This is a genomic window from Pseudomonas sp. A014 (assembly GCF_052378495.1).
Taxonomy (GTDB): domain Bacteria; phylum Pseudomonadota; class Gammaproteobacteria; order Pseudomonadales; family Pseudomonadaceae; genus Aquipseudomonas; species Aquipseudomonas machongensis.
Genome location: NZ_CP199001.1, coordinates 4713984 through 4731241, shown reverse-complemented (window position 1 = coordinate 4731241; position 17258 = coordinate 4713984). Strand labels below are relative to the sequence as shown.

At 63.6% G+C, this 17258-nt stretch carries 18 protein-coding genes and 1 pseudogene; 13 read left to right on the top strand and 6 right to left on the bottom strand.

All coding sequences use genetic code 11. The features are described 5' to 3' along the window. Nucleotides 1-81 precede the first annotated feature (81 nt). From ACTYOL_RS22015 to ACTYOL_RS21985, 7 genes and pseudogenes are all read left to right on the top strand, one after another. Nucleotides 82-969, top strand: a complete 888-nt coding sequence (locus tag ACTYOL_RS22015; protein ID WP_200603568.1) for an acyl-CoA dehydrogenase — start codon at nt 82-84, stop codon at nt 967-969. Between the two features lie 42 nt (nt 970-1011). Beyond that, nucleotides 1012-2099, top strand: a pseudogene (locus tag ACTYOL_RS22010) (serine hydrolase domain-containing protein). Beyond that, nucleotides 2096-2392 (top strand): amidase, encoded by a 297-nt coding sequence (locus ACTYOL_RS22005; RefSeq protein ID WP_153773166.1) that lies wholly within the window; start codon nt 2096-2098, stop codon nt 2390-2392. The pseudogene ACTYOL_RS22010 and the gene ACTYOL_RS22005 overlap by 4 nt, the downstream one beginning before the upstream one ends. Before the next feature lie 45 nt (nt 2393-2437). Next, nucleotides 2438-3019, top strand: a complete 582-nt coding sequence (locus ACTYOL_RS22000) for a YceI family protein (protein ID WP_065864225.1) — start codon at nt 2438-2440, stop codon at nt 3017-3019. 1 nt (nt 3020) lies between these two features. After that, nucleotides 3021-4178 carry a phospholipase D-like domain-containing protein gene (locus ACTYOL_RS21995; protein WP_153773165.1) on the top strand — a complete coding sequence of 386 codons (1158 nt, stop codon included), beginning with the start codon at nt 3021-3023 and terminating at the stop codon, nt 4176-4178. A 79-nt stretch (nt 4179-4257) separates the two neighbouring features. Beyond that, nucleotides 4258-4836 (top strand): DJ-1/PfpI family protein, encoded by a 579-nt coding sequence (locus tag ACTYOL_RS21990; protein ID WP_054893803.1) that lies wholly within the window; start codon nt 4258-4260, stop codon nt 4834-4836. Nucleotides 4837-4978: 142 nt separating this feature from the next. Continuing rightward, nucleotides 4979-5569 (top strand): GNAT family N-acetyltransferase, encoded by a 591-nt coding sequence (locus ACTYOL_RS21985; protein ID WP_054893802.1) that lies wholly within the window; start codon nt 4979-4981, stop codon nt 5567-5569. 108 nt (nt 5570-5677) lie between these two features. Here the strand turns inward: ACTYOL_RS21985 and ACTYOL_RS21980 are convergent, their stop codons facing one another. Continuing rightward, a complete protein-coding gene (locus ACTYOL_RS21980; RefSeq protein ID WP_054893801.1) occupies nt 5678-7201 on the bottom strand; it encodes a fumarate hydratase in 1524 nt (507 codons plus the stop codon). Between the two features lie 241 nt (nt 7202-7442). On the opposite strand from ACTYOL_RS21980, the gene ACTYOL_RS21975 reads away from it, so the two are divergent. Beyond that, nucleotides 7443-8363: an iron-sulfur-binding ferredoxin reductase gene (locus ACTYOL_RS21975; RefSeq protein ID WP_200603809.1), complete on the top strand. Its 921-nt coding sequence runs from the start codon at nt 7443-7445 to the stop codon at nt 8361-8363. Nucleotides 8364-8464: 101 nt separating this feature from the next. Here the strand turns inward: ACTYOL_RS21975 and pyk are convergent, their stop codons facing one another. After that, entirely contained in the window at nt 8465-9919 is a 1455-nt protein-coding gene (pyk, locus tag ACTYOL_RS21970; RefSeq protein WP_054893799.1) for a pyruvate kinase, read from the bottom strand. A gap of 238 nt (nt 9920-10157) precedes the next feature. Here pyk and ACTYOL_RS21965 point away from each other — a divergent pair, with 238 nt between their 5' ends. The 3 genes from ACTYOL_RS21965 to sbcB all read left to right on the top strand — a co-directional run bounded on the left by ACTYOL_RS21965 (nt 10158) and on the right by sbcB (nt 12501). After that, nucleotides 10158-10541, top strand: coding sequence for a hypothetical protein (locus ACTYOL_RS21965; RefSeq protein WP_054893798.1), 384 nt, complete (start codon nt 10158-10160; stop codon nt 10539-10541). 114 nt (nt 10542-10655) lie between these two features. Next, nucleotides 10656-11015, top strand: coding sequence for a PilZ domain-containing protein (locus tag ACTYOL_RS21960; protein WP_444757053.1), 360 nt, complete (start codon nt 10656-10658; stop codon nt 11013-11015). A gap of 49 nt (nt 11016-11064) precedes the next feature. Further along, nucleotides 11065-12501: an exodeoxyribonuclease I gene (sbcB, locus tag ACTYOL_RS21955; RefSeq protein ID WP_444757052.1), complete on the top strand. Its 1437-nt coding sequence runs from the start codon at nt 11065-11067 to the stop codon at nt 12499-12501. A gap of 56 nt (nt 12502-12557) precedes the next feature. Here sbcB and mvaT read toward each other — a convergent pair whose 3' ends face one another. Then, on the bottom strand, nt 12558-12935 hold the full coding sequence (gene mvaT / locus ACTYOL_RS21950; RefSeq protein WP_063545971.1) for a histone-like nucleoid-structuring protein MvaT: 378 nt from the start codon (nt 12933-12935) through the stop codon (nt 12558-12560). Between the two features lie 293 nt (nt 12936-13228). Between mvaT and purU the strand changes: the two genes are divergently transcribed. Both purU and ACTYOL_RS21940 read left to right on the top strand, forming a co-directional pair. Continuing rightward, entirely contained in the window at nt 13229-14080 is an 852-nt protein-coding gene (purU, locus tag ACTYOL_RS21945; protein ID WP_054893794.1) for a formyltetrahydrofolate deformylase, read from the top strand. Nucleotides 14081-14095: 15 nt separating this feature from the next. Continuing rightward, nucleotides 14096-14329: a hypothetical protein gene (locus ACTYOL_RS21940; RefSeq protein WP_081255308.1), complete on the top strand. Its 234-nt coding sequence runs from the start codon at nt 14096-14098 to the stop codon at nt 14327-14329. Here ACTYOL_RS21940 and ACTYOL_RS21935 read toward each other — a convergent pair. From ACTYOL_RS21935 to ACTYOL_RS21925, 3 genes are read right to left on the bottom strand one after another with little or no spacing between them, the layout of a single operon-like run. Further along, nucleotides 14235-15227 (bottom strand): lysylphosphatidylglycerol synthase transmembrane domain-containing protein, encoded by a 993-nt coding sequence (locus ACTYOL_RS21935; protein WP_153773162.1) that lies wholly within the window; start codon nt 15225-15227, stop codon nt 14235-14237. The genes ACTYOL_RS21940 and ACTYOL_RS21935 overlap by 95 nt on opposite strands. Beyond that, the gene (locus tag ACTYOL_RS21930; protein WP_200603806.1) at nt 15224-15988 is read right to left on the bottom strand and encodes a DUF2334 domain-containing protein; all 765 of its coding nucleotides are present in this window, start codon (nt 15986-15988) and stop codon (nt 15224-15226) included. The genes ACTYOL_RS21935 and ACTYOL_RS21930 overlap by 4 nt, the downstream gene beginning before the upstream one ends. After that, nucleotides 15981-17102 carry a glycosyltransferase family 4 protein gene (locus ACTYOL_RS21925; protein WP_125931518.1) on the bottom strand — a complete coding sequence of 374 codons (1122 nt, stop codon included), beginning with the start codon at nt 17100-17102 and terminating at the stop codon, nt 15981-15983. The genes ACTYOL_RS21930 and ACTYOL_RS21925 overlap by 8 nt, the downstream gene beginning before the upstream one ends. Nucleotides 17103-17258 lie beyond the last annotated feature (156 nt).

Below are 17258 nucleotides of genomic sequence, written 5' to 3'. Positions count from 1 at the left end.
CAAAGTCAGCCTAGGTAGGCGCGGTGTCACCTCCATGAATCTTTGGTGATGCTTGCGTGACACCCCTCACGAGGAGCATCGATGACCTGGTTGCAACGACTCAACGACCCGCTGCGCCAGGCGCTGGCGGCCACCCTGGGCGAGACCTACGCGGCCACGCTGGAGCGCCTGGGCGCTGTCACGCCGTTCGAGCTGGCGGCGCTGGGTGGGCGCGCAATGGACACGCCAGGATTGGCCTTTCTGATCGGTTACCAGGCGGCCTTGCGTGTGCTCTGGCCCAGCGCGCCTGCTGGATTGGGGGCCTTGTGCGCCACCGAGCGGCGCAGTGTGCGTCCGGCCGACATGCACACCCGCCTCGACGGCTTGCGGCTGAGTGGTCGCAAGGATTTCGTCACCGCAGGCCTCGACGCCGAATGGCTGTTGGTGGCGGCCCGCAGCGAAGCGCAGGGCGAGGGCGCGCGGCTGAGCCTGGCGGTGGTCTACCCTGGTGAGCCCGGCGTGACCCTCGAAGCGTTGCCGACCCTGCCGTTGATGCCCGAGGTCGGCCATGCCCGTGTCGAACTGAAGCACGCGGCCTGCGAACTGCTGGCCGGTGATGGCTGGGATGCCTATGTCAAACCGTTCCGCTCCCTCGAAGACCTCTACGTACTCACTGCGCTGCTCGGATGGCTGCATGGCGTTGCCCAGGAATGCGCCTGGCCGCAGGCGTTGCGCCTGCGCCTGATCGGCCTGCTCGCCGCCTGTGCCGAGGCCAGCCGACAGTGCGCCGACAGCGTGGGCTGTCATCTGTTGCTGGCCGGTCTGTTCGCCCAGTTCCAGGCACTGCGGGTCGATATCGACAAGGCCCTGGTCGAAGGACCCGAACACTGGATGCAGCTCTGGCAACGCGACCAGGGGCTGCTGGCGCTGGCGGCTGCGACCCGGGAAAGGCGCCTGGCCAAGGCCTGGGCTGCTGCAGGATTGTCATGAAGCCCAGGCATGCTCCGCCGATTGACCGCGCGTGAGGTATCGATGGGCAGACTGAAGGTGGTACTGGGTATTCTCGGGTTGATCGCCCTGCCGGTGTTCGCCGAGGAGTGGCCGGACAGCCACTGGCAGCAGGATCCGACGCCGTACGACTGGCAGGCTGTCGACGCTTATGCCTTCCCGTTGCGCGACGATGCTGTTCGCAGCGGTGTGCGCAGCGATGCACTGTTATCATTCGTGACGGTCGCATCCTGTACGAGCGCTACGCCGCCCCCACAAGTGCCGATACCCCGCACCTGACCTGGTCGATCAGCAAGAGCGTGCTGGCCACGCTGTTGGGTGTTGCCCGCGGCGAAGGGCGTTTCCAGCTCGATGACCCGGCCGCCCGCTATTACCCCGCCCTGCGTGAGCATCCGCAACTGCGCCTGGTCGACCTGCTGCACTGGGCCAGCGGCCTGGCCTGGCAGGAAGATTATGAATATGCGCCGCTGAAATCCTCGGTAGTGGCGATGCTCTATACCCGCGGACGCAACGACATGGCGGCCTACACCGCAGGCATGGAGCAAGCCGAGAAACCGGGTGAGCATTTCGCCTATTCCAGCGGCGACAGCAACCTGCTGGCGGCGGCCTTGCGCGGCATGCTCGCGCCGGATCAATACGCCGACTATCCCTGGCAGGCGCTGTTCACCCCGCTTGGCATCACGCATGCGGTGTGGGAGCGCGACGCTGCGGGTACCTATGTCGGCTCCTCCTACCTCTACCTCAGTGCTCGCGATCTTGCGCGCATCGGGCTGCTGATGCAGCGCGACGGGCGTTGGCGTGAGCGGCAACTGCTCCCTGCCGACTGGGTGGCCTTCAACCGCACCCTGTTCACCCATGCCGAGCCGGTGCCGGGCGATGCCAACCCTGGTGGGCACTGGTGGCTGAACCAGCCACTGCCGGGCAACCCGACGCCCTGGCCGGACGCACCTACCGACACCTTCGCCGCCCTCGGTCACTGGGGCCAGGCGCTGTACGTGTTGCCCACGCAGAAGCTGGTGATCGTACGCTACGGCGACGACCGCGACGGCAGCTACAGCCACAACGAACTGCTCAAGCGCGTGCTGGCCGTGCTGGCGAAGGAGGGCGCATGAAGCGAGTCTTGCTGGTGTTGCTGCTGGTCCTGCTGGCCTGGGGATGGAGCGAACGTCAGGCCCTGTCGGATTTTCCGAGCATTCTCCCGGCGTATTCGGCAAAGGAGTACTGCTCGTGCCGCTTCGTCATGGGGTTTGACGAGGCCTATTGCCGGGCTTATGTGAAGCAGTACCTGCCATTGGGACGCCTGGAAGAGGACAGCCGCGCACGCAGCGTGCGCGCCGAAGGCCTGGGACGGCTTAGCGAGGCTGCCTGGCAGGGGCCTCGCGAGGGTTGTCGCTTGCTGCCGTGAAGGCCCGCAGGGTAAGGTGGCTGGCCTTGCTTCACGAGGTTTCACATGTCCACTTTGCTCCGCCTGTTACCCGCCCTGTTGCTGGCCCTGTGTCTGCCCGCCCATGCCAACTGGCATCTGGACGGCGAGTCCTCGCGCCTGTCGTTCATCACCGGCAAGAACGGCGATACTGCCGAGGTGCACCGCTTCCTGGTGTTGCACGGCACCATCGACCGCAAGGGTGTGGCTGGCTTGAGCATCGAGATGGATTCGGTGAGCAGCGGTATCCCGCTGCGTGATGAGCGCATGCGTGACGGCCTGTTCGAGGTCGAGCGCTTCCCCGAAGCGACGGTCAAGGCCCAGCTCGACCTGCGGCCGATCAACGACCTGGCCAACGGTGCCCAGCTGGAGTTGCGCCTGCCACTGACCGTGACCCTGCACGGCCAGTCTCACAACTACAACGCGCTGCTGCTGGCCACCCGCCTCGATGAGCGGCGCTTCCAGGTGGTGACCCTCGAACCGCTACTGTTGCGGGCCGACGATTACGGCTTGCTGCCAGGGCTGGAAAGCCTGCGCAAGTTCGCCAAGCTCAAGTCCATCAACCCGTCGGTGCCGGTGAATGCGGTGCTGATCTTCACCGCACGTTGACATGCCAGGGCCAGTCTTCCCCTGGCGGGATGGCAACCAGTTCGAACTGCTGATCGACGGCCCGGAATTCTTTCCGCGCATGCTTACGGCGATCGTGCGCGCCGAGCGCCAGGTCGATCTGGAACTGTACCTGGTGGAGGCGGGGGCCTGTGCCGATGCGGTGGTCGAGGCCCTGGAGTCGGCCGCCTTGCGTGGTGTGCGGGTGCGTTGCCTGTTCGACGACTACGGCGCCCTGGCCTTCCCTTCGGCACTTCGCCAACGCTTGCAGGCCGCCGGTGTCGAGCTGCGTCTGTACAACCGCCTGCGCTGGCGCCGGGGCCTGCGCAACCTGTACCGCGATCACCGCAAGCTGCTGCTGGTGGATGAGCACTGGGGGGTGGTGGGTGGTACCGGGGTGACCGACGAATTCTGGACACCGGGGCAGCAGGCGAGCGAGTGGCATGAAGTGATGGTGCGCATGGAGGGGCCGGTGGTGAGTGACTGGCAGGTGCTGTTCGACCGCCAGTGGCACGCCAACCACCGTCGTACAGCCTGGCGCCCGCCCGAGAACTTCGGCCTGTCGCGCCTGCCGAAGATGCCGGCGCAGGGGCAGGGCTTGGGCCGCGTGGCCTATGCCGATGCGCGCCAGCACCGCGACATCCTGCATTCGCTGGTCCGTGCGCTGAACAGTGGGCAGCGTCGCATCTGGCTGGCGACGCCGTATTTTCTGCCAACCTGGAGCGTGCGCCGCTCGCTGCGCCGGGCGGCGCAAAAGGGCATCGACGTACGCTTGCTGCTCACGGGCCCACGTACCGACCACCCTTCGGTGCGCTACGCCGGCCATCGTTACTACCCTCGCTTGCTGCGCGCCGGGGTACGGATCTTCGAATACCAGCCATGCTTCCTGCACCTGAAGATGGCCGTGGTCGACGACTGGGTCAGCATCGGCTCGTGCAACTTCGACCACTGGAACCTGCGTTTCAACCTCGAAGCCAACGTCGAAGCCCTCGACCCGCCGCTGACTGCAGCGGTGCTGGCCAGCTTCACGCGGGACTTCGCCGTGAGCGAGGAGGTCGATCTGGATCACTGGAAGGCCCGACCGCTGTGGCGGCGGGTGCAGCAGCGGATCTGGGGCTGGCTGGATCGGCTGGTAGTCAATCTGCTGGATCGCCGCAACTGAGACCTGCGCCGTATATCGGTCATGGACAAAGCGGACTATCGTGCAGTGATTGTTCCCTGCAAACGAAGGAGTGAATGCGATGACGGCGAAGAAGATTCTCATGCTGGTAGGCGATTACGTCGAGGACTACGAGGTGATGGTGCCGTTCCAGGCTTTGCAGATGGTCGGCCACACAGTGCACGCGGTCTGCCCCGAGAAGATCGCCGGGCAGACCGTGCGCACGGCCATCCACGACTTCGAGGGCGACCAGACCTACAGCGAGAAGCCTGGGCACAACTTCGCCCTCAACTTCGATTTCGTCCAGGTGCGTGCCGAAGGGTATGACGCGCTGCTGATCCCCGGTGGGCGGGCGCCGGAGTACCTGCGCCTGGACGAACGGGTGCTGAAACTGGTCAAGGAATTCGACCAGGCGGGCAAGCCGATCGCGGCGGTGTGCCATGGCGCACAGTTGCTGGCGGCGGCCGGGGTGCTCGAAGGGCGTGAGTGCAGCGCTTATCCTGCGTGCGCACCGGAGGTGCGGTTGGCCGGGGGACGGTTCGTGGATATCGCCATCGACCAGGCGCATGTGGATGGCAATCTGGTGACGGCACCGGCATGGCCGGCGCATCCGGCGTGGCTGGCGGCTTTTCTCAAGGTGCTGGGCACGCGTATCGGCTGATTCGCGATAGCGCCGGGTAGCGGTTCTGGAGAAATACCCGTCGCGCAGGGGAAAGGGCGCATGGCGCAGCCGATGTTAGGGTTTCCCCTCAGGCCCGGCTTGGCCGGGCGCTTCACCCACATCGACAGAGCGATCGCCCCGCATGGAAATCCGCCTGCTCCACGGCGCTGCCATCGCGCCTTACATCGATGACATCGCTCGCCTGCGCCTGACATTGCTACGCGAGTTTCCCTACCTCTACGAGGGTACGCCGGAGTGCGAGGCCGATGCGCTTCGCCGCTACATCGACTGCGAGTGCAGCCTGGCGATCCTGGCGGTGGACGAGGGACGGGTGGTCGGTGCCTCGACCGGTCTGCCGCTGAGTGACAAGAGCGAGGCGTTGCGCCAGCCGTTTCTCGAGCAGGGGCGCGATCCGCGTACAGTCTATTATTTCGGCAAGTCGGTGTTGCTGCCGGCTTATCGCGGGCGGGGATTGGGTGTGCGTTTTTTCATCGAGCGTGAGTCCTATGCGCACAAGTTGGGCGGCTTTCATTACTGTGCGTTCAGCGCCGTCGAACGGCCCAATGGCCATCCGCGACGACCCGACGACTACAAGCCGCTACACGGTTTCTGGCGTAATCGTGGCTTTCTGCATCAGCCGTCCATGCGTGCATCGTATGCCTGGCGCGATCTTGATGAAGCGGATGAGTCGGACAAGACGCTGTCGTTCTGGCTCAAGGATCTGTTGCTGTGATCCTGTGCTGAAACAGCAGCGCCCCGTTCGCGGGCAAGCCCGTTCCTTGTAGGAGCGGGCTTGCCCGCGAACGGGGCGCTGCTGTTTCAGCCTGGGATTAAAGCAGTCTTACTTCACTTCAACAGCCAGGCTCTGGGCAATCTTGTTCTGCCACAGCGCAGGGCCGGTGATGTGCACCGATTCGCCATTGCTGTCCACCGCGACGGTGACCGGCATGTCCTTGACGTCGAACTCGTAGATCGCTTCCATGCCCAGTTCGGCGAACGCCAGGACCTTGGACTTGCGAATCGCCTGTGCCACCAGGTATGCGGCGCCGCCAACGGCCATCAGGTAAACGGCCTTGTTGTCCTTGATCGCCTCGATGGCGGTCGGGCCGCGCTCGGATTTGCCGATCATGCCCAGCAGGCCAGTCTGTTCCAGGATCTGCCGAGTGAACTTGTCCATGCGCGTGGCAGTGGTTGGGCCGGCAGGGCCGACCACTTCGTCACCGACCGGATCGACCGGGCCGACGTAGTAGATGAAGCGGCCTTTCAGATCCACCGGCAGCTCTTCGCCACGGTTGAGCATTTCGACCATGCGCTTGTGTGCAGCGTCACGGCCGGTGAGCATCTTGCCGTTGAGCAGGATGGTCTCGCCCGGTTTCCAGCTGGCGACTTCTTCGGGGGTGATCTCGTCGAGGTTGACGCGACGTGCGCTCGGGCCGGCTTCCCAGACGATTTCCGGGTAGGCATCCAGCGACGGCGCTTCCAGCTCTGCCGGGCCGGAGCCATCGAGCACGAAGTGGGCGTGACGGGTGGCGGCGCAGTTGGGGATCATGCACACCGGCAGCGAAGCGGCGTGGGTCGGGTAGTCCATGATCTTGACGTCGAGCACGGTGGTCAGGCCGCCCAGGCCCTGGGCGCCGATGCCCAACTGGTTGACCTTCTCGAACAGCTCCAGGCGGATCTCTTCGATGCGGTTCTGCGGGCCACGGGCTTTCAGTTCATGGATATCGATCGACTCCATGAGTACTTCCTTGGCCATGACTGCGGCTTTCTCTGCTGTACCGCCGATGCCGATGCCCAGCATGCCAGGCGGGCACCAGCCAGCGCCCATGGTCGGGACGGTCTTGAGCACCCAGTCGACGATCGAGTCGGACGGGTTGAGCATGGCCATCTTCGACTTGTTCTCCGAACCGCCGCCCTTGGCTGCGACGTCGACTTCGACCTTGTCGCCGGGCACGATGGAGTAGTGAATCACCGCAGGGGTGTTGTCCTTCGTGTTCTTGCGGGCACCGGCCGGGTCGGCCAGGATGGAGGCGCGCAGGACGTTTTCCGGCAGATTGTAGGCGCGGCGCACGCCCTCGTTGATCATGTCGTCCAGGCTCATGGTCGCGCCGTCCCAGCGCACGTCCATGCCAACGCGCACGAACACGGTGACGATACCGGTGTCCTGGCAGATCGGGCGGTGGCCGGTGGCGCACATGCGCGAGTTGATCAGGATCTGGGCGATGGAGTCGCGGGCAGCGGGCGATTCTTCACGCAGATAGGCTTCGTGCATCGCCTGGATGAAATCGACGGGGTGGTAGTACGAGATGAATTGCAGGGCGTCGGCAACGCTCTGAATCAGGTCGTCTTGCTTGATCACGGTCATGCAGCGCGCTCCTCTTAAAGACGGGAACATTCGTAAAGGCATCGACACAGCCGACCAGCGCGTCGAAAGGCCTTGCAAGGCGCACCGGCAGGTCAGGCCGGCACAAAAAGGGCGCGGCAGTATAGCGCGGCTGCCCGTGGGAAACACCTGCGAGTGGTCTGGACCATGGTCGGCCGCTGCCAGGCATCGTTCTTGCTGGCGCTCTGTACAATGGCAACAGACTTCAGGAGACCCTTCGTACATGCCCGATCTTCGTGTGGGCGAGCGCTGCATCAGCGTTCCAACCGGCAGCAACCTGCTCGACGCCCTCAATGGCGCCGGCCTGAACGTGCCCTACAGTTGCCGGGCCGGCAGTTGCCACGCCTGCCTGGTGCGTTGCGTCGATGGCGAGCCGCAGGACGCCCGGCCCGAAGCCTTGCCGGACGACAAGCGTGAGCAGGGCTGGCGATTGGCATGCCAATGCCGGGTGGCCGGCGATATGCGGGTTGCCGTGTTCGATCCCTTGACCGACGGCCTGCCTGCGAAGGTGATTGAGGTCGATTGGCTGGGCGATGTGTTGCGTCTGCGGCTGCGACCCGAGCGTGGCTTGCGCTATCGGGCCGGCCAGCATCTGGTGCTGTGGCTGGGGTCGGTGGCGCGACCTTATTCGCTGGCAAGCCTGCCGGGCGAGGATGAATTTCTCGAATTTCATATCGACTGCCGACGTCCAGGCGCCTTCTGCGACCAGGCGCGGGGCTTGAAAATTGGCGACCAGATGGTTCTGGGGGAGCTCAGAGGGGGCGCGCTGCACTACGACCCCGACTGGCAGGAGCGGCCGCTGTGGTTTCTGGCGGCAGGTACCGGCCTAGCCCCGCTGTGGGGCGTTGTGCGAGAGGCTTTGCGTCAAGGCCATCGGGCAGAAATCAAGGTGATGCATGTGGCACGCGACGCTGCCGGGCATTACCTGCAACCCGCGCTGCACCAGATGCATGGCATCGATGCCGAATGCGTGCTGCAGGAACATCTCGAGGAGGCGCTTGCCAGCTTGCGTCCGACCTCTCGCCAGACCATCGCTTTGCTCTGTGGATCGCCCGCAAGTGTCGAGCGCTTCGCGCGCAGACTGTTCATCGCCGGTGTGCCGAGAAATCAGGTGTTGGCTGACGTGTTCGTCGAGCATGCCTGACGTTCTTGCAGCCGCGGCCTATCGCGGGCTACCAAAAAAAAGACCGCTCCGAAGAGCGGTCTTTTTTGGGGGCGCCTGAGGCCGTTGCCACGGCTTAGGCATCAACCAACCAGCGGATCACCGACGTGCAGGATCTTCATGCCGTTGGTGCCACCGATGGTGTGGTAGCTGTCGCCCTTGGTCAGGATCACCCAGTCACCCTGTTCGACCAGCCCACGCTTGAGCAGCTCGTCGACAGCCGCCTGGCTGACCTTGTCGGCCGGCAGCGAAGCCGGATCGAAGGCGATCGGGTAGACGCCACGGAACATCGAAACGCGGGCCTGGGTCGCGCGGTGCGGCGACATGGCGAAGACCGGCACATGCGAGCGCAGCCGCGACATGATCAGCGGGGTGTAGCCGCTTTCGGTCAGGGCGATGATCGCCTTCACGCCAGGGAAGTGGTTGGCGGTGTACATCGCCGCCAGGGCGATGCTCTCGTCGCAGCGCTCGAAGGTGGTGTGCAGGCGGTGGCTGGACTTCTGGTTGGTCGGGTGCTTCTCGGCGCCCAGGCAGATGCGCGCCATGGCCTGCACCGCTTCGATCGGGTACGAGCCGGCGGCGCTTTCGGCCGACAGCATCACCGCATCGGTGTTGTCCAGCACGGCGTTGGCCACGTCGGATACTTCGGCGCGGGTCGGCATCGGGTTCTGGATCATCGACTCCATCATCTGGGTCGCTACGATCACCGCTTTGTTGTTGCGGCGCGCGTGCTGGATGATCTTCTTCTGGATGCCGATCAGCTCGGCGTCGCCGATTTCCACGCCGAGGTCGCCACGGGCAACCATCACCGCGTCGGAAGCAGCGATCAGGCCGTCGAGGGTTTCGTCGTCGGCAACGGCTTCGGCACGCTCGATCTTGGCCACCAGCCAGGCGCTGCCGCCGGCTTCGTCACGCAGCTTGCGTGCGTATTCCATGTCCTTGGCGTCACGCGGGAAGGAGACGGCCAGGTAGTCCAGGTCCATTTCCGCGGCCAGTTTGATGTCGGCCTTGTCTTTTTCGGTCAGGGCCGGTGCAGTCAGGCCGCCACCCTTGCGGTTGATGCCCTTGTGGTCGGACAGTGGGCCACCGACGATCACCACGCAATGCAGCGCGTCGGCAGTAGCGGTTTCGACGCGCATGACCACGCGACCGTCGTCGAGCAGCAGCTCGTCACCTACACCGCAGTCCTTGACCAGGTCGGGGTAGTCGATGCCGACGATATCCTGGTTGCCTTCGGTGAGCGGGTGGGCGGTGGAGAAGGTGAACTTGTCACCGATCTTCAGTTCGATGCGCTTGTTGCTGAACTTGGCGATACGAATCTTCGGACCTTGCAGGTCGCCCAGCAGTGCGACGTGGCGGCCGTTCTTGGCGGCGATGTCGCGGATCAGGCGAGCGCGGGCCTTGTGCTCGTCCGGAGTGCCGTGGGAAAAGTTCAGACGTGCCACGTCCAGGCCGGCGAGGATCAGTTGTTCGATCACTTCCGGCGAGTTGCTGGCGGGGCCCAGGGTGGCGACGATTTTGGTACGGCGGATGGTCATGCACAGACTCCTATAGTGAAGCGCAGCGAAAGGCTACTCCTCAATTGAGCTGTAGTCATTGTTCCGTTGCACTACCTTGCAGGTTGGCGAGAGGGCGGTTGCACCGTCGGCAGCACCCTACAAGCAGCAGGTTACAGGTAGACGCTTGCCGCCGGGCGTCTGCGGGATGAAGGGTGCATCGGCGCGCTGAAGAAATCGGGGCGCAGGCCGATATACTGCCCATCAAAGGAGAATTCCCATGCGAGCCCTGATCGTGTTAACCATGGCGGCCAGTGTCGTCGGCTGCACCCGTTGGTCCATGGACCATCACCTGAACAACGCCTATCGCGCTTACGACCGTGGCGATTGCCAGCGCGTGATGCTGGAGCTGTCGCAGGTCGATCGCACCAGCCGTGCCCGCCCGTTCATCCATCCGGAAGTGGCGATGCTGCGTGGCCAGTGCCTGGAGCGGCAGAAACTCTATGTCGATGCAGCGCAGACCTACCAGTTCCTGATTCAGCGCTACCCGCAGAACGAGTATGCCTACCGTGCTCAAGCGCGCCTGCAGACCCTGGAGCAGCTTGGCCATCTGCGTGGTGAGCCTGCGGTGACCCGCCCTGCGCCGACTACCCCTTTGCGTTAATACCAAGGTGACAATGATTTCATCGGGGCCGCCGCTCAGGCTAAGCTAGGCTGTAAAGTAGGTGTAACGCTCACCGCCAGTACCTGGTCTTCCTGGCATAGGGTACGGAGAATCATGTTCATCGAACGTCAGATCGATCGTCATCAACTGCCTTACGTGCTCAAGGTCTTCAACCGGTTGACCGATCAGGAGATTGGTTACCTGGGGAATGCCTCCGAGGATGGGGTCATGGTGATCAGCCAGCTCCCGATCATGGTCGGCCCGGATTTCGAGCTGCAGTTGCGTGTGCCGCTGGCAGGCGGTGGCCATCAGTTCATCAATCTTACCGCCAGTTGCCTGTGGAGCCGCGAGGACCAGACCCCGGGGCATTACGATGCCGGCTTCATGCTGCTACAGGCGCCGCGCGAGTACGAGGAGTTCGTGAGCTCGCTGCGCGACTTCTTCAGTTTCAGGCCGATGAACGAGTCGGCCTGAAGGCGTTCCTCCGGTAGACTCGTCCGCGAACTTTGTACAGGACGACACCGTGAGCTCCAGCATCTTCTGGCACGACTACGAAACCACCGGTATCAATCCGCGCTGCGACCGACCGCTGCAGGTTGCAGGCGTACGCACCGATTTCGAGCTCAACGAGATCGACGAACCGGTCAACCTGTATTGCCGCCCCTCCGACGACATCCTGCCGCACCCCGCCGCCTGCCTGGTCACCGGTATCACCCCTGAACAGCTGATCGCCAAAGGCTTGGGGGAAGCGGAGTTCATGACCAGGGTGCATGAACAGTTGTCGCGCCCCGGCACCTGTGGCGCAGGCTACAACACCTTGCGCTTCGATGATGAAGTCACTCGCTACAGCCTCTACCGCAACTTCTTCGACCCCTACGCCCGTGAGTGGCAGGGTGGCAACAGCCGCTGGGACTTGATCGATGTAGTGCGTACCGCCTATGCCCTGCGCCCGGAAGGTATCGTCTGGCCGCAGCAGGAGGGGCGCACCAGCCTGCGCCTGGAGTTGCTGAGCAAGGCCAACGGCATCGACCACGGTCATGCCCACGAGGCCCTGTCCGATGTCCGGGCCACCATCGCGTTGGCTCGTCTGATTCGCCAACGCCAGCCCAAACTTTATGACTGGTTGTTCCAGTTGCGTAGCAAGCACAAAGTCATGGAGCAGATTCGTCTGCTCCAGCCGCTGGTGCATATCTCCGGGCGCTTCTCCAGCGAACGTAGTTACCTGGGGGTGGTATTACCCTTGGCCTGGCATCCGCGTAATCGCAATGCACTGATTGTGTGCGACCTGCACATGGAAACCTTGCCTTTAATAAGGGAAAGTGCCGAGGTATTGCGTTCGCGTTTGTACACGCGGCGCGAGGAGTTGGCTGACGGCGAATTGCCGGTTCCGCTGAAGTTGGTGCACATCAACAAGTGCCCGGTGGTGGCGCCATTGAACGTATTGCGCCCGGTCGATCAACAGCGACTGGGTCTGGATATGTCGCTTGTTCAGTCTCGCGTCGAACAATTGATTCAGCAGCATGACGTGTGGCGGGACAAGCTGGAGAACGTTTACAGCGCTGATGAATTCGCACCCAGCGAAGATCCTGAGCAACAGTTGTACGAGGGATTTCTCGGGGATCGTGATCGGCGCCTGTGCGAGCAAGTTCGTTTGAGCGAGCCGCGACAGTTGGGGCAGGGGCACTGGATGTTCGATGATGCGCGCATGCCCGAGCTATTGTTTCGTTATCGAGCGCGCAACTTTATCGACACGCTGAACGAACAGGAGCAACAACGCTGGCATCGCTTCTGCCAGCAGCGCCTGAGCGATCCGCAGCTGGGAGCGCCCAACACCCTGGGCGATTTCGAGCAGGCGGCGCAGGCGAGTCTGGCCAATGCGGACGATGCCGGGCGGCAGGTGCTGGAGGCCTGGCTGGCGCATGCCGGGAAACTGCGAATGCACTATGGGTTGACAGAATAAATAAAAACGCCGGCGATCAGCCGGCGTTTTGTTGAAGCCATACGCAATTGTCTGGATCAGTCCAGCAGGGTTGCCCAGCTTTCAACCACGTCACCACCCCACTTGGCTTTCCATTCTTTCAGGGTCTTATGGTTGCCGCCTTTGGTTTCAATCACTTCACCGTTGTGCGGGTTTTTGTATTGCTTGACCTTGCGAGCACGTTTGGTGCTGGTGGTCTTGGCAGCGCCACGCGGGGCCTTGCTCAGTTTGGATTCCGGGTCGAGCAGGGCAATCACGTCACGCAGCGACTTGGAGTATTCGCCCATCAGTGCGCGCAGTTTGCCTTCGAATTCCAGCTCTTTCTTCAGCTTGTCATCTTGCGACAGGTTGGCGAGGCGAGCTTGAAGTTCCTTGATAGCTTCTTCGGTGGCGCGGTATTCGTTGATCAGGGACATGGAGTGTTCCTTGGTGAATGTACAGAGAGACAGTGGGCCAATAATAGACAGGCGATACTCGCAAGTAAACAATTAATAAGGGTGTGAAATGTCGAATCATTGTGACGCAACAATAAGAATGCGTCGGTAAAGAAAAATTTACATATTGCCTTATGCCTATCTTCTCACCTCATCCGCCAGCCCGCGGAGGGTCCAGGGCGGCATTGAGCCGCCACACAGGCCAATGGTTACTGCCTTTTTCACGGCAGATGGCTAGAATGTGCGCCTTTGCGAAGTTTTCCGGAGTCTGATCCATGCGCACCTATCGTCTGACGATTGCCTGCCCCGACCGTGTCGGCATCGTGGCAAAAGTCAGTAACTTCCTGGCCTTGTACAACGGCTGGATCAACGAAGCCAGCCACCATTCCGACGAGCAGAGCGGGTGGTTCTTCATGCGCCATGAAATCCGCGCCGAATCGCTGCCATTCGGTATCGAGGCCTTCCGCGAGGCCTTTGCGCCGATCGCCGAAGAGTTCTCGATGAGCTGGAATATCACCGACTCGGCGCAGAAGAAACGCGTGGTGCTGATGGCCAGTCGCGAGTCGCACTGCCTGGCCGACCTGCTGCACCGCTGGCACACCGATGAACTGGACTGCGATATCCCGTGCGTGATCTCCAACCACAACGACCTGCGCAGCATGGTCGAGTGGCACGGTATTCCGTTTTTCCACGTGCCGGTCGATCCCAAGGACAAGGCCCCGGCCTTCGCCGAAGTTTCGCGCCTGGTTGCCGAGCATGGTGCTGATGTGGTGGTACTGGCGCGCTACATGCAGATCCTGCCGCCACAGTTGTGCCAGGACTACGCGGGGCGTGTGATCAACATCCACCACAGCTTCCTGCCATCGTTCGTCGGCGCCAAGCCCTACCACCAGGCTGCACTGCGCGGTGTGAAGCTGATCGGTGCCACTTGCCACTATGTCACCGAAGAGCTGGACGCAGGTCCCATCATCGAGCAGGACGTGGTGCGTGTGAACCATGCCGACAGCATCGAGGATATGGTTCGCTTCGGTCGTGATGTGGAGAAAATGGTGCTGGCGCGGGGTTTGCGCTACCACCTGGAAGACCGCGTGCTGGTTCACGGCAACAAGACCGTGGTCTTCGACTGACCGGAGCCCGCCCAGATGGCCGATCCGCGTGACAAGGCTGGCGCCCAGCCTCCGCCGACACTCGGTGAAGGCTGCCTGGCGCGCTACGATCCCGAGGCGTTGAGCGACGAAGACGGTACCGAGTTCGAAGGTGCCGCCGAGCTCTGGGAGCAACTCAACCCGCCTGACGCCGCCAGCGCTCCAGCAACGGGCGCGCCAGCAGGCAGACGAACACCGGCCCCCCGGCGAGCAGATAGAAGTAATAAGTGACGGCGCGCCAGATCAGGATCGCCGCCGCCGCTGTCGAGCTGCCCACCAGTGGCGACAGCAGGGTCGCCGACGTCAGCTCGGCGGCCCCTGCACCGCCTGGCAGCAGGCTGAATTGGCCGGCACTGAGCGAGAGCATCTGCACCAGGAAGCTCGGTATCCACGACAGCTCCACCCCCAGCCCCCTCAAGACCAGATACAGCACGCTGTAGCGCAAGCTCCAGTGCGCGCAGGTGAGGGCGAATACCAGCGCCAGCGTGCGCTTGGGCAGGCGCCAGGTTTCGGCCAGTGCCCGGATGAAGCGCAGCAGCCTACGTGCCCAGCGCCGACGACGGCTTGTCGACAAACCCAGGCGTTGCAGCAGACGGCCGTTCCAGCGCATCACGCCACGACGGCAGCGCAGCAGCACGACGATTGCCGCCAGCACGCCACACAGCAAGGCGGCACTGCCCAGCAACATGCTTTCCTGGCTGCGGCCCAGGCTGTGGAACAGGGCGTAGCCGGCGATGGCCAGCATGGCGCAGAAGAAGAACAGCAGGTCGTTCAACTGATCCATGGCGAACACTGCGCCGCTGCGGGCGGGGCCAATGCGTTCGCGGGCCAGCAGTGTCATCAGGGTCAAAGGGCCTCCGCTACCGCCGGGCGTAGTGCAGATGGCAAATTCGGTCGCCATCACCACACCCAGGCTGCGTACTCTGCCCAGTTGCGCGCCCTGCTGGCCGAGCAGCAAGCGCAGGCGCACGGCGTTGATGATCCAGCACAGCAGAATCATGCCTAGCAGCGTTGCCATCAGCCCAGGGTCGAACGTCTGCAGGCGCGGCAACAGTTGGCTGCCGCCGAGCAAACCCGGCACCAGCACGGCGAGCACCAGTGCCAGCCCCAGCCAGGCGAGGCGGTTCATGGGCAGGTCCTGCGCTCCAGCCAGGCGGATTTGGTCAGAGGCTCACGCCCTTGCTCGATCAATTCACGCAGGGTGCGCAACCAATAGTTGCGTGCGCTGGCATGGCGCATATCCACCGGATGCAGGCCCAGGCGCAGGGTTTCGGCCTGGCGCCAACGTCGAGCCTGCCAGTCACAGAGCACCCGTGACATACCGCGGCGCCATGCACTGCGGGCGCTCCAGACCAGTCCGGGAGCTTCGATCGCGGTGAAGTCCGGCAGCCGATAAAGGTGCTGCGGTGTGCTGGTGTAGCGCAGCGGCAGGCGGCGCAGGGCTTGGCGGGTGCCTTCGCTCATCAGCCAGGCGGGCGCGACGAAGCCTGCGACCGGCCAGCCCTGGCTGGCGAACAGGGCCAGGCCCGCCTCCAGACGTTGCAGGGCTTCGCGCTGCTCCAGCGCATAGAACTCGCCCTCATGGGTGTAGATCCGGCGCATGAAGTACTCGGCAGGCCCGCGTGGGGCAGGGCCATCGTCGGCGTGGTAGAAACCGTGCAGCGCCAATTCGTCGCCGCGCGCCAGGCGCCGATCGAGCAGGCGGCAGAAGTCGGGGGAACGGGCCAATGCGTTGCGGTGGTGGAAGTCCGGGACCACCAGCCAGGTCATGGGCACGTCGCCCATTGCATCGACGGCTTCGACGAAGGGGCGGTAGTCGGGCCAGGTTTCGGGCGCGACATCGTGCAGCACCAGCATCAGGCTACGCGAATCGGCGGGCGCTTCACGCATGGGCGCGTACCTGTGGCGACAGGCCAAGCACGGCCTGGTAGTGCAGCAGCAGGCCATCGACCACGCTGTCCCATGAGTAATGCTGCTCCACATGGCGACGGGCCTGGGCGCCGAGGGGGCGCACGCCGGCTTCGAAGATTTCGCGCACTGCCCCGGCCATTGCCTGGCTGTCGTTGGCCTGGCACAGGCGCCCGCACTGGTCGTTGACGATCTCGCCGAAAGCCCCGGCGCGCACGGCGACCACCGGTGTGGCGCTGGCCATGGCCTCGAGTATCACCAGGCCAAAGGTTTCCTGGTCGCCGGCGTGCAGCAACAGGTCGGCACTGGCGAGCAGGCGGGCCACTTCATCGGCGGGGCAGAAGTGGTCGATCACGCTGACGTTGTCCGGCACGTTGGCCGGCATGTTCGAGCCGACCAGCAACAGGTGGTAATGGCGACCCAGGTGGCCCATGCACTCGAGCAGCACTGGCAAGTTCTTCTCCCGCGAGCCGCGACCGGCGAAGACGAGCAGACGAGTGGTGTCGGGAAGGCCGAGCTGGGCCCGCAGGTGCGGATCGCGCCTGTCGGGGTGGAAGGTATTCAGGTCGACCCCCAGGGGCTGTACATGCACATCCCGCACGCCAAGACGGCGCAGTTTGTCGGCCATCACCTGGCTCGGCGCCAGCACCCGGTCGAAATTGCCGTAGAGCTTGCTGACATAGGCTTCGACATTGGGGGTGAACCAGTTGCCCATGCGGTTGCTGACCAGCAATGGCAGGTCGGAGTGATAGAAGCCGATCACCGGCACGTCCAGCTTGCGTCGCGCTTCAAGGGCGGCCCAGGCGGTGAGGTAGGGATCGCCGACCTCGATCAGGTCAGGCTTGAGGCGGCGTAGCTCGTTGCACCAGGGCGTCAGGCGTACCGGAAAACGGTAGCCCTTGCCGAACGGCAGGGGCGGCGCGGGCACCTGGTAGATGCCATTGGCATCACGGGCGCTGGGGCCGGGGATCAGCAGACTGTGGCGTACGCCGGGCATGGCGTCGAGGCGATGGTGTTTGGCATCAAGATAGGTCCGTACACCGCCGCTGGCCGGGGCGTAGAACATGGTGATGTCAGCGATGTGCACGATCAGCATCCCTCCGGGATCGTCTTCGGGTCTGTCATCCGGCGGTAACAGACCGACGGTGACGCGCCTAAAGATTGACCTTTATGAAGGATAGTTTGTTCGATCGGGATTGGGCGGCGGGGCGTCCTGGCTTGCCCGCTGCGGGAGCGGGCGAGTCGGGATACC